Below are 14,039 nucleotides of genomic sequence, written 5' to 3' on the forward strand. Positions count from 1 at the left end.
TATTTTTTAAGTATGATAACTGACACCTAGCACATCAGACACTGACGGGGGCCGTGATGTTGCGCAATACTAAAGTCCTGGTGAAATCGTTCCTGCCACTTCTGCTGATGGCGGCGCTCTCCGCTGGTTTGATCTTCTACGCGAACGCTAACCTGAACGATCTGTCGCGTCAGACCCGGGACATCGTCGATCTGCAGGTCGTTCGCTTGGAGAAGATCCTCGCCGTCCGGATCAACGTCAACGAGGCCGCCGTCAACGCGCGCAATCTCATTCTCGAGACCCGCGAGCAGGAGATGGGCAGCTACCGGGCCCGCTACGATGCCGCGGCGAAGGGGGCGTTCGACGCGACGAAGGCGCTGATCGCGCTCGCCGACACCCCTGAGCGGAAGAACACCAATCAGGCTCTCCAGGGTATCCTGGAGGAGTTCTTCGCCGCCATGGACAGGTCCAACAGCCTCGGCCTCAAGAACGACAATGAAGCCGCTGCAAAGATCCTGCTGACCGAAGGTTCCGTCGCCCGCGCCAAGGTGCGAGACTTCGTCCAGGGCCGGGTGGACCGGCTGACATCGGAGCTGCGGCAGGCGCGCGACGGCGCCGAACAAGCCGCGAGCACCGCCAAGATGGTCCTGGCCTCGGCCACCGTCGCGGGGCTGATCGGCGCGATGGCGCTCTCGGCGCTGATCGTGATCTTCGGGATCACCCGCCCGCTCGGCAGCCTCGTCGGCGTGCTGCAGCGGATGGCCCGCGGCGAGGTCGACGCGGAGATCCGCGAGGCCGGCCGCGGCGACGAGATCGGCGCCGTCGGCAAGGCGGTCGAGGGCATCAAGGCCATGGTCGCCCGCAAGGCCGCCGAGGAGGCCGAGGTCAAGCGCCTGGCCGACGCGGCCGCCGCCGCCGAGCGGAAGCGCACCATGATCGAGCTCGCCGACGGCTTCGAGCGCGCCGTCGGCGGCATCGTCGGCCTGGTCTCGTCCTCGGCCACCGAGCTCCAGGCCACCGCCCAGCAGATGACCGCCACCGCCCAGGAGACCGCCGCGCAATCGACCACCGTGGCCGCCGCAGCGGAAGAGGCCGCCACCAACGTCAACACGGTCGCGGCCGCGGCCGAGGAGCTCGGCTCGTCGGTGCAGGAGATCGGCCGGCAGGTGCAGGGCTCGGCCCATCTCGCCCAGGCCGCGGTGGGCGAGGCCGACCAGACTGCGCACCTCGTCCAGGCGCTCAGCCAGAACGCGGCGCGGATCGGCGACATGGTCGGGATGATCTCGGGCATCGCCGGCCAGACCAACCTCTTGGCGCTCAACGCCACGATCGAGGCGGCGCGCGCCGGCGCGGCGGGGCGGGGCTTCGCGGTGGTGGCCTCCGAGGTGAAGGCGCTGGCCGAGCAGACCGCCAAGGCGACCGAGGAGATCGCGCGCCAGATCGGCGAGGTTCAGGGGGTGACCGCGCAGGCGGTGACGGCGATCGGCGGGATCACGGGGCGGATCCGGGAGATCGACGGCGTGGCGACGTCGATCGCGGCGGCGGTGGAGCAGCAGGGTGCGGCGACCCAGGAGATCGTGCGCAACGTGGCGCAGGCCTCGACCGGCGCCGGCGAGGTGACGGGCAACATCGCGGGCGTGGCGCAGGCCTCGGAGGAGACGGGGGCCGCGGCCGGTCAGGTCCTGTCGGCGGCCTCGGAGCTGTCGCGGCAATCCGAGCATCTCCGCGCCGAAGTCGCACGCTTCCTCGCCACCGTCCGCGCCGCTTGAGGTGATCGCGGCGGAGATCCGCGTCCTCCCGGTCCGGCCCCGCGGCTCGGACCAGTCCGCCGGCTGCGCGCGGATCTCGTCGCCGCGCACGCGCGCGGCGAGGATCTCGGCTCGCGCTCCGCACATCCAGGGCTGCGGAGAGCGGCTGCCCGAACTCAGCCACGTGTTCGAGCAGGCCATCGGCGGGATGGATCAGTCGCTGGACGACCTCACGCTGCGGGATCCGGGAACGGGCGCAGCCCTCCGGCACCTGCTCGGCTCCTGATCGCGACCGCGACCCCAATCGGTCACGGCGTCGCGCACCCCGACTCAGGGAAGCCGGCTTGGGCGGGCTGCTGTTCGTCTCCGACGACCTGTCCCGCACCGAGCGTCTGGCGCGCGACGTCGATCCGGCCCGGCCGTGAAGCACCCACGACCTCTATGACGAGGCCGCGCCGGCGGCCGGAGCCGACCTCGTCGTCGGCGACGTGGCGCAACTCACGTCGCACGCGATCGTGCGCCTGCGACGGATACTGGCGCCGGCCCGCGACACGGGCGCGCCGTCGCCGCTCCTGATCCACGGCAACGCCGCGCCGACCGAGGCCCTGGCGCGGCTGCTGGGTACGAGCGAGACCCTCCCGGCCGCGTCGGCGGTGAGAATCGTGCAGGACAGGATCGATCGGCTCCGGGATCAGGGCGGCTCCGCCGCCGCGGCCGGGCTGACGGAGGTGGCCCGGCCGTTCCCGTCGAGACCTTCTTCTCCGGCCGGACGGTGACGCCCGGCCTCGATGAGGCCACCCATCGGCACTGCCTGCGGGTGACGGGCCTCGCGGCCGCCTTCGCGATCGAGCTGGGCTTCGGCGATCTCGACGCCTACCGCCTGACCGAGGCCGCGCGGCCGCACGATGTCGGGAAGACGAAGATCCCGCTGTCGATCCTCAACAAGCCGGGGCTGCTGACCGCGCGGCGGCCCTACCGACCGTCGATGTCGGATGAAGTGGCCTGCGGCCTCCTGCGATCGATGTCCGGCAACCTGGATCCCGCCTTCGTGGAGACCTTCCGTCCCGTGATGACCGCCTTCGACCTGAGCGGCGCGGCTCCGGCGCGCCCGCTCGATGACCCGTCTCCGGCCCGGTGGCGTTACGGAGACGCGGGTCCGAGGCCCCGCGGATGGCCGATCGGATCACCATCGATGCGTCGGCAGGCCCGCGCGCGACAGCGACGCCTGCGGCTGCGGACGTCCCAGGAGATAGCCCTGAACCTGCCCGACACCCTCGGCCCGCGCGAGTTCCAGCTGCTGCGCCGTCTCGACGCCCTCGACCACCGTCGTGATGCCGAGGCTGACCCCCAGCCCCGCCACCGCCCGGATGATGGCGCGCGCGTCGGCGCTCGTCTCGGCCTCGCTCATGAACGAGCGATCGATCTTGATCTTGTCGATCGGGAACCGGCGCAGATAGCTCAGGGACGAGTACCCGGTGCCGAAATCGTCCATGGCGATCCGGATGCCGGCGCCGTGGAGCGTGGCGAGATTCTCCCGCGTCGCCTCGCTCTCCTCCAGCAGCGACGTCTCGGTGATCTCGACCTCCAGCCGCGCCGCGGCCAGACCGGTCTCCGCCAGCACGGCGAGCACTTCCGCGCCGAACCCCTTCTGACGCATCTGGACGCTGGAGACGTTGACGGCGACGTCGACGCTCTCGGGCCACGCCAGGGCATCCCGGCAGGCGCGCTCCAGGACCCAGCGGCCGAGCGGCAGGATGAGACCGGTCTCCTCGGCCAGGGGGATGAAGGACAGCGGCGGGACCAGGCCGCGCGTGGGATGGCGCCAGCGCACCAGCGCCTCGACGCAGGCGACATGCCCGTCGCGGGCATCGACGAGGGTCTGATAGTGCAGCTCGAACTGATCCGCCGCCAGGGCGGCCTGGAGGTCGGCCTCGATCTGGCGGCGCGCCTCGAAGGCCTCGGACATGCTGGCCTCGAAGACGCTGAAGACGCCGCGCCCCTCGGTCTTCGAGTGCCGCAGGGCGAGATCGGCGTCGTGCAGCAACGGGTCCATGTCCAGGTCCTGCACCGCGCGGATCGCGAGGCCGATGCTGGCGCCGGTATGGACGCGCCCGCTCGCGAGATCGAACGGCTCCGACAGGACGTTGACGAGGCGCTGGGCGGTCGACGTCGCGGCGGCCGCGTCGACGACCCTGTGGACCAGCGCGAACTCGTCGCCGCCGAGGCGGGCCACGACGTCACCCCGCCGCGTGTTCCTCCGCAGCCGCGCGGCGACCTCCTGCAGGAGCTCGTCGCCGGCGGCATGTCCGTAGGTGTCGTTGACGAATTTGAACCGGTCGAGGTCGATGTAATACATGGCGAGCAGCGGTCGCTCGTCGTTCTGCGCCGCGATCAGATCTCGGTAGCCCTGGCGCATCGCCCGCGTGTTGGCGAGGTCGGTCAGGGCGTCGTGATGGGCCAGGTGGGCGATGCGCTCCGCACTCCGCCGCTGCTCGGTGATGTCCTCGAATGTCGAGACCCAGCCGCCGCCGTCCATGACCCGGTGATTGATCGCCAGCGTGCGCCCGTCGCAGAGTTCGCGCGTGATCGGCGCGGGCTCGGCGGCCTGAAGGGCGGCGCGGGTGCTGCGCTCGATCTCCGCGACGGTGACCTCCGGCGAGTAGAGGCCGCGCGCGACCAGAGCTGAGCAGATCGCGTGCTGGGCCATGCCCGTGAGGACCATGTCCTGCGGGATGTTGAAGATATCGCGGTAGCGCTTGTTCGACACGACGAGGCGGGACTGCGCGTCGAACATGCACAGGCCCTGGTTCATGTTCTGCAGCGCGCCCTCGAACAGGCGGATCTGCTCCGAGAGGGCCGCGTTCAGCGCCGCGAGCCGGTCGATGCCCTCGGCTCTCGGCCGCAGAACCGGAACGCACTGCGAACTGTCCGAAGTCTCGCTGCGCCGGAGACTGGTATGCGGCACGATGATGTCCTCGAGTGGGAAAGGGGCGCCGAGCCGCGCGGGGCGGCGCGATCGGTCGGGCGCTAAGCGATCGTCCGGGAGGCCGCCGCGCAGGTCTGGCGTGTGACCGCCTCGAGCGCCGGGATCGTCGGTGCGATCGGCGGATGGCGGGCGGCCCGTGATCGCGGACCGGACCCGGTGGGCTGGGACAAACCCGTCACGCGCGTGATCCCGAATTAGAGCCGTGCAGAAGGAACATGTCGGATGCAGGAACAAGAGACCGCTGTCGATACATCCTCTACGTAAGTACATCACGTTCCGAATTGCAAGCGCGCCACTATTTTGAGAGCGAAGCATTTTAACAAATATCGACGGAAATTTACATTAGGAGTAGAATTTTGGCCCGAGACCACTACCGTCATGCGAAATTCTCGATCTGCCGATAGGGGACCTCGACGCACTTCTCGTCGCCGATCATCCGGCTTTGGCCGCTCATGGATCGGCGGAGGGCCGTGAGGTTGCCTGCGGCCCCGTCCCTGCATGGCAGCATTGCTTCCGCGCAGAAGCTGGGGACAGGACGACCCCTAAGGATCGGCTTTCTCTCGCGGGGCTCGACTTTGATGAGGGTCAGTCGCCCGTCTCGCGGTGTCGGGCGCCAGATCGTGCGGCCCGGACCCTGGACAGACGGGCCCTGACCCCGGATTGGTCCGGTATCCTCCGACCTCCCTCGGGGCCCGGCATCCCAGGGCCAGCATCAAATCAACCAGCAGTAGACATCTTCGGCGAGTTCTGGGTAAAACCGTTCTCACGGCCTATTTACTTTGCCACAACCTTTCACGGCCATTCGGACACATCAGTGACATCGAATTTTAGGCCTGAGATCGCGCAGGCACGAGGAACGGGTTCATCAAATCACCCGACAGACGCCGAGTTGAGCCGGGATTCGGCGAACTCGCAGGCGCTGTCGACCCGCCAGTCGGTGAGCATGTTGGCCCTGTCGCTGGCCAGATCCGCCCAGCAGGGCATCTTCCTGCTCCTGCGGTAACAGCGTCACGCCGATTCCGACGATCGACCCGGCGGCCAGGGCGACGCCCAGCCGCTTCTCCATGTCGTCCGAAATCTCGCCGACGTCGGTCCGCATTCTCCGCGTCGAACAGCGACACGCGGTCGGACACCGGGGTCGAGCGCGGCCCATGCCCGTGGCGCGGATGGCCGTCCCAGGATCGACACGGCCCGCGCGGCGCGACGGTGCGCAGGTGCGCGAGGACGGCAACCCCGCGCGACCCGGTCCCGATGCGCGTCCCGGACCGCGGAGGGCCCTTCGAACGAAAGCCCCGGGAGCGGTCGGCTCCCGGGGCTCTGTCGACCTCGCGCCAGTTTGATCGGGCTGGGGATGCAAGGATCGAACGAAGGTCATCGCCGCCGCGCGGCGACCGGCATGCAGAGGACCAGTCCCATGCCGAGCCGCCGCGCGGGCCGATGCCAACCCTCGAGGCGCGGGTTCGGCTCAGTACGAGCCGAACTTGTAGTTCAGGCCGGCGCGGACGACGGCGAACTCGGTCCCGGCGGCGGCGCCGTTGAGGTAGGCGACGCCGCGCGGCGGCAGCAGGTTCGGGATGAAGACGCCGCTGGCAGTGTTCTTCTGGCGGTCGAGGTTCACGTACAGGCCTTCGACCTTCAGGGTGACGGCCGAGGAGCGGAAGAAGTTCAGGAACGAGTCGGTGGGCAGGGCGTACTCGACGCCGCCGCCGACCGCGTAGCCGTTGCGGAAGCTGCTGCGGAAGTTGCGGCCGGCGAAGGTCTGGTCGTCCTGGCCCGAGCCGTAGGCGTAGCCGCCGGTGCCGTACACGAGGGTGCGGTCGAAGGCGTAGCCGAGGCGACCGCGGGCGGTGCCGAAGTAATCCAGCCCGTTGCCGCTGGTCGCCACGTAGGCGCGCGGCGCCGAGAAAGCGAAGCCCGGGGTGCCGGTCAGCCCATAGTTGAGCGTGCCGTTGGCGCGGCGGGCGAAGTCGACGTACTGGGCGTCGGCCTCGAAACCGACCACGATGCCCGAGCCCGGGGTCAGCTGCCAGTTGTAGCCGATCTGGGCGCCGCCCGAGAAGCCATTGTTGTTACTGCGGTTGTTGACGCTGACCACCGCGTTGGTGTCGGGCGAGTTCGCCAGCGTGCCGCCGCGCAGGGCGTAGTTGGTGGTGTTGCGGCTGTTGGCGTCGAAGCCGTAGCCGGCGTTCACGCCGACGTAGAAGCCGGTCCAGGTGAACACCGGCACCGGCGTGAACACCGGCGGCGGAACACGACGCGGCAGGTCGGCAGCGGAAGCCGCGGCGGTGAGGGCAGTGAAGGCGGCCAGAGAGGCCAGAATCTTGGTCATGTCTGCGCAGTTTCCGTTGGTGCCATTGAGTGGCGATGACTTATCAGGCGCGCTTCATTGACGATGTAACGCACCGGCAACACTTTGCATGTCTTCAGGGATTGAATTACATAGAGTTACCAACTCCTCAACGTCCATAATCTACTCAAAGAATAGAAGTCACAAACCACATCGTCTTTGAGTTGTGCTTCGCGCGGGTCCGGGCCGGACGGCTCAGCGGCGCGCGGGCTGCGGCTCGAAGTCGAGACCGCAGCGCTTCTCGGCGGAAGCCTGCTCCAGCGCCTTCACCTCGCCCTTGAGCCGCGCGAGTTCGGCCGTCTGGTGATTGTCGCCGTCGATGAACAGGAGCGCCGGCAGGAACACCACGGCGCCGACCGTCGTGGCGACCTGATCGCCGCGGCGCTTCTCGTCCTGCGCCCCGGCAGCCTGCGCGGCGCGCACCGAGACGCGGCCGGCCTCCTCGCGGATCTGGGTGCAGGACAGGTTGCTGTACTGGATCGGCGACACGTACGTCGCGGCGACCTTGTCGGAAGAGGTCGCGCAGGCACCGCACAGGATGCCCACGACCACGGATGGAAGAACGATTTGCTTCATGACCCCGCCCCCGCACGATCGTCGTCGCGATCTTTCGCGCGACCTCGACGTCGTCTGCGTCCGCGGAGGTCCGTAAGGTCCGATCCGTGAAGCCGCTGTAGCTGGCCCTACACACCGCGGATCATACCCGTGTTTTGGGACGCAGAAGACCGATTTTGAGACAGAGCGTCCTGCCGAACACCGAGCGGACATTTGGCGACATCGCGATCGCGCGGCCGCCCATGGCGAGGGATCAGGTCGGAGGATCGGCGACACTTTGTTCACGATCCCCGTACGGCCCGCACGACGCGGGCCGTCGGCGAGTCGGCAGACGCGCATCCGCGATGGCTATGTGGCCGCCCGCGCCGCCCGATCGACGGTCTTTCCGGGCTCCGGGCGGTCGCCGCCGGCGCTGGCGCGACCGTTGCACACCCGGCATCAGGTCTGCGAAGAGCCGATCGGGCACAGGCCCGACGCGTCGCGATGGATCGCACCCGAGGGAGGATCATGACGGTTCAGTCCGCGCGGATACGGGCGACAGAGTCCAGGCGCCGTCCATGAAGGCGGCGGACGAGGGCGATCGCGTGGGCGCGATCTGCCAGGCCCTGCGACGGGCCATCGTGGAACGGGCGCTCGCCCCCGGAGACCGCCTGCCGGAGGATGCCCTGGGCGAGCGCTTCGGGGTCAGCCGCACCATCGCGCGGCAAGCCCTGCTGCGGCTCGCCGGCGAGGGCTTGGTCGACCTGCGCCGCAACCGCATCGCCGTCGTGGCGACGCCGAGCTGGGAGGAGGCGCGCGACACCTTCGACGTGCGCCTCGGCCTGGAGCGGCTCGTGGTGCGCCGCCTCGCCGGACAGCTCAGTCCGGACCAGCGCCAGGTTCTGCTGGACCAGATCGCCCGCGAGGAGGCCGCCCGGGGCGGGCCCGAGGCGCTGTCGATCCGCCTCGCCACCGAGTTCCACCTGATGCTCGCCGAGATGACCGGCAGCGCCGTGCTGACCCGCTACGTCGCCGAACTCGGCTATCGCTGCGCCCTGATCCTGTCCCTCTACAGCCGGCCGCACTCCTCGGACTGCGCCGTGAGCGAGCACCGCGACATCGTCGCCGCCCTGGTCGCGGGCGATGCCGAGCGCGCCGCCACGCTCATGGACCACCACCTCGACGCCGTCGCCGAGCGGGCGCGCATCGTGCCGCCGACCCCGCGCGAGCGCGATCTCGCCCGCCTGCTGGCGCCCTACGTCGCGGGTGCCGGCCGCGGAGCCTGACCTCCCGCCTCAGGCCGTGAGGCCGTGCTTCGTCAGCAGGCGCTCGGCGCTGTCGTTCCAGACCTCCATGCCGACGATCAGGCCGTCGCGCACGGTGAAACGGTCGACGTAGCGGTTGCCCTCGAAGGGCGTGCCGTCCGGCCACGCACCGTACAGGGTGCCGAGGCTGTAGACCGTGGTGACGCCGTCGCCCGGGACCACGTCCAGCCGCTCCATCCGCTTCTTCACCCAGGCGTAGCGGCCGGCATTGAAGGCCGTGACCTCGGACGGATGGTTGAAGACCCGGGCGCCGGTGAACACGATCCGGGTGCCCGGCGCCATGTAGCGCGCGGCCGTCTCGGGATCCGGCACCATCGAAGCTTCGAGATAGGCGGTGACGTTGGCGGCGTCGCGCGCGGTCGCGGCATCGTGGGTCACGTCGGTCATGGCAGGCCTCCTGTCGGCCCTAACGTGCCGCAAAAGCCTCTTCTGTGCATGCAGGAAGTGTATGCACTTTGATCGACGATTGAGCACAGATTGCCTTCGGTGCAGCACGCACGGTCACGTGCGGGCGGCGAAGCTTCGATTTTTCAGTGGCATGGAGGTTGCGGTCGGCTGGGCTGCCCCGCCCCTCGGAGACAGCCATGGCCTCCTTCCTGCCCCCGACCCTGCGCCGCATCGCCGTGACGACGAGCGCCCTGCTCGGCCTCGCCGTCTCGGCCGCGCAGGCGGCCGACACCGTCAAGATCGGCCTCGTGACCGCCCTGAGCGGCCAGTCCGCGAAATCCGGCGAGGCGATCTCCCGCGGGATCGGGCTCGCGATCGACGAGATCAACGCCAAGGGCGGCGTCCTCGGGCGCCCCCTCGAGCTCGTGGCCCGCGACGACGAGGCCAACCCGTCCAAGGGCGTGCTGGCGACCCGCGAGCTGATCCAGCGGGTCGGCGTCGTCGCGGTGGTCGGCGGCCTCGACACGCCGGTCTCGATGGCGATCGTGCCGATCGCCAACCAGATGAAGGTGCCGTTCATCGGCCCGTGGGCGGCCGGGACCGGCATCACCCGCAACGGCGCCGCCGACAATTACGCCTTCCGGGTCTCCGCGGTCGACGCCCTCGTCGACGAGGCGCTGGTATCCTACGCGGTGAAGACCTACGGGGCGAAGAAGCCCGGCATGATCCTCGTCAACAACGCCTGGGGCGAGTCGAACCAGAAGGGCCTCAAGGACGCCCTCCAGGCAGCCAACCTGCCGGCGGCCGGCATCGAGAAGTACGAGGCCAACGACGTCGACATGGTGCCCCAGCTGTCCCGGCTGAAGGAGGCCGGCGCCGACGCGCTGTTCCTCGTCGGCAATGTCGGCCCCTCGGCCCAGGTGGTGAAATCCCTCGACCGGATGGGCTGGTCGGTGCCGGTCGTCTCGCACTGGGGCCCGGCCGGCGGGCGCTTCGACGAGCTCGCCGGCCCGAGCGCCGGCAAGGTCCACTTCATCCAGACCTTCACCTTCGCGGGCAACGCGTCGCCGAAGGCGAGCGCGGTGCTCGATGCGCTCAAGGCCAAGTACCCGGCGATCAAGTCGATGGCCGACGTCACCCCCGCCGTCGGCATCGCCAACGCCTACGACGCCACGCATCTGCTGGCGCTCGCCATCCAGGCCGCCGGCTCGACCGAGGGCCCGAAGGTCCGCGACGGCTTCTACAAGATCGGCACCTATCCGGGCCTGATCAAAACCTACGACAAGCCCTTCGCCCCCGGCCAGCACGACGCGTTGGGACCGAACGATTACGTGTTCACCCGCTTCAAGGACGGTGAGATCGTCGCGGTGACCAACTGAGCCCGGCGATGCTGACCTCCATCCTCGTCAGCGGTCTCGGCCTCGGCAGCATGTACGGGCTCGTGGCCCTGGGCTTCCACGTGACCTATGCGGTGTCGGGGACCGTGAACTTCGCGCAGGGGAGCGTCGTCACCCTGGGCGCGGTCCTGGCCTACGCGCTGGGCGTCACCCTCGGCTGGCCGATGCCCGCCGCGATCGTCCTGGCGCTCGCCGGCTGCGCCCTGTTCGGCCTCGTGGTCGAGCGGGCGCTGGTCCGCCCGTTCGTGGCGCGCGGCTCGGATGCGTGGCTCCTGGCGACGGTGGCGGGCGGCATCGTCCTCGACAACACCGTGCTGTTCACCTTCGGCAAGGAGCCGCGGAGCCTGCCCTCGCCGCTGGCCACGAAGCCGGTGGAGATCCTCGGGACCGGCATCTACCCGCTGCAGCTCGTGATCCCGGTCGTCGGGGTCGCGCTCGCCTTCGCGATCCGCACGGTGTTCCGCCGGACCGATCTCGGCCGCGTCCTGCTCGCCGTGGCGCAGAACGCCGACGCCGCCCGGCTGATGGGGATCGACGTGCGCCGCACCGTGGCCTGCGCCTTCGCGCTCTCGGCGGTGCTGGCCGGCATCGCGGGCCTCCTGATCGCGCCGCTGTTCTCGGTCTCGGCCGAGCTCGGCACGCTGTTCGGCCTCAAGGCCTTCGCGGTGGCGATCCTCGGCGGCATCGGCTCCGCCACCGGGGTGATCCTGGCGGGGCTGCTCTACGGCCTCGTCGAGGCCGGCGTCACCGCGACCCTCGGCTCGACCTACACGCAGCTCGTGGTGTTCTCGGTGATCATCCTGGCCCTCACCCTGCGCCCCGACGGCCTGCTCGGCCGCGCCGCGGTCAACAAGGTCTGACGCGATGCACCGTCTGCGCTCGGCCCCGGCGATGCGGCTCGGCATTGCCGGCCTCACCGCCGCCGCGCTCGGCCTCGTCGCGCTGACTGCCGGCTACAGCCACTTCGTGATCGCCCTGGTGGCGCTGACCACGGTGGCGGGGGTCGGCCTCAACGTGCTCCTCGGCCTGACCGGGCTGATCTCCTTCGGCCAGGCCGGCTTCTACGCGATCGGCGCCTACGCCAGCGCGATCCTGACGCTCCACGGCGTCAGCTTCTGGCTGGCGCTCCCGGCGGCGGCCCTGATCGCGGCGCTCGTCGGCGGCCTTGTGGCGGTGCCGGCGATGCGGGTGAAGGGCCCCTACCTCGCCATGCTGACGATCGCCTTCGGCTTCATCGTCGAGCACGGGCTGATCGAGGGCGGGGAGCTGACCGGCGGCCAGAACGGCCTCGTCGTCACCGACCCGCCGACGCTCCTCGGCGAGCCGGTGAGTGCGGCCGGGCTCGCCGTGCTGGCGGTGCTCGCGGCCGGCGCGAGCCTCGCCGGGTTCGACCTCCTCGCCCGCAGCCGCCTCGGCCGGGCGATGCGCGCCGTGCGCGACGCCGACGTCGCCGCGGCGGCTTTGGGCTTCGACCCGGTCCGGGTGAAGACCCTGGCCTTCGCGATCTCCGCCGCCCTCACCGGCCTCGCGGGGGCCGTCCTGCCGCCGCTGATGCTGTTCATTGCGCCGAGCTCGTTCCCGTTCTCGCAGTCGATCCTGTTCGTCCTCTCGGTGATCGTCGGCGGAGCCGGCACGGTGCTCGGCCCGCTCCTCGGGGCCCTCGTCACCGTGCTGCTGCCGGAGGCGCTGTCCGGCCTCGCGGAGTACCGCCTGCTGTTCTTCGGGATCGCGACCCTGGCAGTGCTCTGGCTGGTGCCCTCGGGGCTGGTCGGCAGCCTCGCCCGCCTGCTGCCCCGGGGCCGCGACAATGGGGTCGCCGAGGAGAGCGGAGAGGCGCCGCTGCCCGGCACGGCGGCGCGCGAGGCCCTCGTCCTCGATGGGATCGGCATCCGCTTCGGCGGCATCACGGCGGCGGAAGGCGTCGACCTCACCGCCCGGCCCGGCGCGGTCACCAGCGTGATCGGCCCGAACGGGGCCGGCAAGACGACCGTGCTCAACATGGTCTCGGGCTTCTACCGCCCGAGCGCCGGGGCGATCCGGCTCGGCGAACGCGATCTCGCCGGGCGGCCGGCGCATGTCGTCGCCCGCGCCGGCATCGCGCGCACCTACCAGACCACGCGGCTGTTCGGCTCGCTGACCGTGGTCGACAACGTCGCCCTCGGATCCGCGCCGGGCCGGCTCTGGCGCCGCGCCAGCGCGGGGGACCGCCGGACGGCCGCGTCGCTCCTCGCCTTCGTCGGCTACCGCGGCGCCCTCGACCGCCCGGCCGCCGAGCTGCCCCATGTCGACCGGCGTCTCGTGGAGATCGCCCGGGCGCTCGCCGGCGGCCCCGCGGCGCTGCTCCTCGACGAGCCCGCCGCCGGCCTGTCGCGGGCCGACACCGACCGGCTGGCCCGTCTGATCCGCCGGATCGCCGACAGCGGCGTCGCGGTGGTGCTGGTCGAGCACGACATGCCGCTGGTGATGGGCATCTCCGACCACATCCTGGTCATGGATGCCGGACGCCCGATCGCGCGGGGCACGCCCGCCGAGATCCGGCGCGACCCGGCGGTGCTGCGCGCCTATCTCGGCGGCGCCGACACGCCGGCCCGGCCGCGGGGCGCGCCGTGGCAGGGGCCGGCGGACACCGTCCTCTCGGTCCTCGACCTGACCGCCGGCTACGGCGCTGCGCCGGTCCTCGACGGCGTCCATCTCGACGTGCGGCCGGGCGAGACCGTCGCCCTTTTGGGCGCGAACGGCGCCGGCAAGTCCACGGCCATGCGGGCGCTGGCGGGGCTGCTGCGCCCGGTCGCGGGCGCGATCGTATTTGACGACCGGCGCGTCGAGGCTCTACCCGCCCACAGGATCGCCCGCGCTGGGCTCGTCCTGGTGCCGGAGGGCCGGCAGGTCTTCCCGGAGCTCAGCGTCGTCGAGAACATCCGCCTCGGCGCCTTCGGGCGCGGGACGCCGATCGACCCGGCCGAGGTGGAGCGCCTGCTCGACCGGTTCCCCCGGCTGCGCGACCGGGCGGGGAGCCGGGCGGGCCTGCTCTCCGGCGGCGAGCAGCAGATGCTGGCCATCGCCCGCGGGTTGATGGCGCATCCGCGCATCCTGCTCCTCGACGAGCCGTCGCTGGGCCTCGCCCCGGCGATGATCAACGCCCTCTACGCCACCGTGGCGGAGCTGCGCGACGAGGGCGTCACCATCCTGATCGTCGACCAGATGGCGGCGCTGGCCCTCACGGTCGCCGATCGCGGCTACGTGCTGGAGCAGGGCCGGGTCGTCGCGCGGGGAACCGCCGCGGAGCTGTCGGCGGACAAGGGGCTGGAAGCGGCCTATCTCGGTGCGGCGTAACGG

12 protein-coding genes are annotated in these 14,039 nt (G+C 70.6%); 7 read left to right on the forward strand and 5 right to left on the reverse strand.

What is annotated here, in order from left to right; translation table 11 throughout:
• Positions 1–56: 56 nt before the first annotated feature.
• The 3 genes from J3A75_RS22845 (at position 57) to J3A75_RS22855 (ending at position 2,503) form a co-directional block, all read left to right on the forward strand.
• Positions 57–1,748, forward strand: coding sequence for a methyl-accepting chemotaxis protein (locus tag J3A75_RS22845; protein WP_012320237.1), 1,692 nt, complete (start codon positions 57–59; stop codon positions 1,746–1,748).
• Position 1,749: 1 nt separating this feature from the next.
• On the forward strand, positions 1,750–2,013 hold the full coding sequence (locus tag J3A75_RS22850) for a hypothetical protein (protein WP_012320238.1): 264 nt from the start codon (positions 1,750–1,752) through the stop codon (positions 2,011–2,013).
• Positions 2,014–2,215: 202 nt separating this feature from the next.
• Positions 2,216–2,503, forward strand: a complete 288-nt coding sequence (locus J3A75_RS22855) for a hypothetical protein (RefSeq protein WP_024829391.1) — start codon at positions 2,216–2,218, stop codon at positions 2,501–2,503.
• Between the two features lie 407 nt (positions 2,504–2,910).
• Here the strand turns inward: J3A75_RS22855 and J3A75_RS22860 are convergent, their stop codons facing one another.
• The 4 genes from J3A75_RS22860 to J3A75_RS22875 all read right to left on the reverse strand — a co-directional run bounded on the left by J3A75_RS22860 (position 2,911) and on the right by J3A75_RS22875 (position 7,636).
• On the reverse strand, positions 2,911–4,692 hold the full coding sequence (locus J3A75_RS22860) for a putative bifunctional diguanylate cyclase/phosphodiesterase (RefSeq protein ID WP_029361359.1): 1,782 nt from the start codon (positions 4,690–4,692) through the stop codon (positions 2,911–2,913).
• 886 nt (positions 4,693–5,578) lie between these two features.
• Positions 5,579–5,812 (reverse strand): hypothetical protein, encoded by a 234-nt coding sequence (locus J3A75_RS37405; RefSeq protein WP_158682012.1) that lies wholly within the window; start codon positions 5,810–5,812, stop codon positions 5,579–5,581.
• Between the two features lie 366 nt (positions 5,813–6,178).
• Entirely contained in the window at positions 6,179–7,042 is an 864-nt protein-coding gene (locus tag J3A75_RS22870) for an outer membrane protein (protein WP_012320241.1), read from the reverse strand.
• Between the two features lie 213 nt (positions 7,043–7,255).
• On the reverse strand, positions 7,256–7,636 hold the full coding sequence (locus J3A75_RS22875; RefSeq protein ID WP_012320242.1) for a hypothetical protein: 381 nt from the start codon (positions 7,634–7,636) through the stop codon (positions 7,256–7,258).
• Between the two features lie 536 nt (positions 7,637–8,172).
• Between J3A75_RS22875 and J3A75_RS22880 the strand changes: the two genes are divergently transcribed.
• On the forward strand, positions 8,173–8,880 hold the full coding sequence (locus J3A75_RS22880; RefSeq protein ID WP_070999919.1) for a GntR family transcriptional regulator: 708 nt from the start codon (positions 8,173–8,175) through the stop codon (positions 8,878–8,880).
• Positions 8,881–8,889: 9 nt separating this feature from the next.
• Here J3A75_RS22880 and J3A75_RS22885 read toward each other — a convergent pair whose 3' ends face one another.
• Positions 8,890–9,306 carry a nuclear transport factor 2 family protein gene (locus J3A75_RS22885; protein ID WP_012320244.1) on the reverse strand — a complete coding sequence of 139 codons (417 nt, stop codon included), beginning with the start codon at positions 9,304–9,306 and terminating at the stop codon, positions 8,890–8,892.
• A gap of 197 nt (positions 9,307–9,503) precedes the next feature.
• On the opposite strand from J3A75_RS22885, the gene J3A75_RS22890 reads away from it, so the two are divergent.
• Genes J3A75_RS22890 through J3A75_RS22900 form a run of 3 tightly spaced genes read left to right on the forward strand, consistent with a single transcriptional unit; the run spans position 9,504 to position 14,036 of the window.
• On the forward strand, positions 9,504–10,685 hold the full coding sequence (locus J3A75_RS22890; RefSeq protein ID WP_043074107.1) for an ABC transporter substrate-binding protein: 1,182 nt from the start codon (positions 9,504–9,506) through the stop codon (positions 10,683–10,685).
• An 8-nt stretch (positions 10,686–10,693) separates the two neighbouring features.
• Positions 10,694–11,563 (forward strand): branched-chain amino acid ABC transporter permease, encoded by an 870-nt coding sequence (locus tag J3A75_RS22895; RefSeq protein WP_070999920.1) that lies wholly within the window; start codon positions 10,694–10,696, stop codon positions 11,561–11,563.
• 4 nt (positions 11,564–11,567) lie between these two features.
• A complete protein-coding gene (locus tag J3A75_RS22900) occupies positions 11,568–14,036 on the forward strand; it encodes an ATP-binding cassette domain-containing protein (protein ID WP_070999921.1) in 2,469 nt (822 codons plus the stop codon).
• The last annotated feature ends 3 nt before the right edge of the window (positions 14,037–14,039 follow it).

Source organism: Methylobacterium sp. PvP105, assembly GCF_017876975.1.
Classification (GTDB): domain Bacteria; phylum Pseudomonadota; class Alphaproteobacteria; order Rhizobiales; family Beijerinckiaceae; genus Methylobacterium; species Methylobacterium radiotolerans.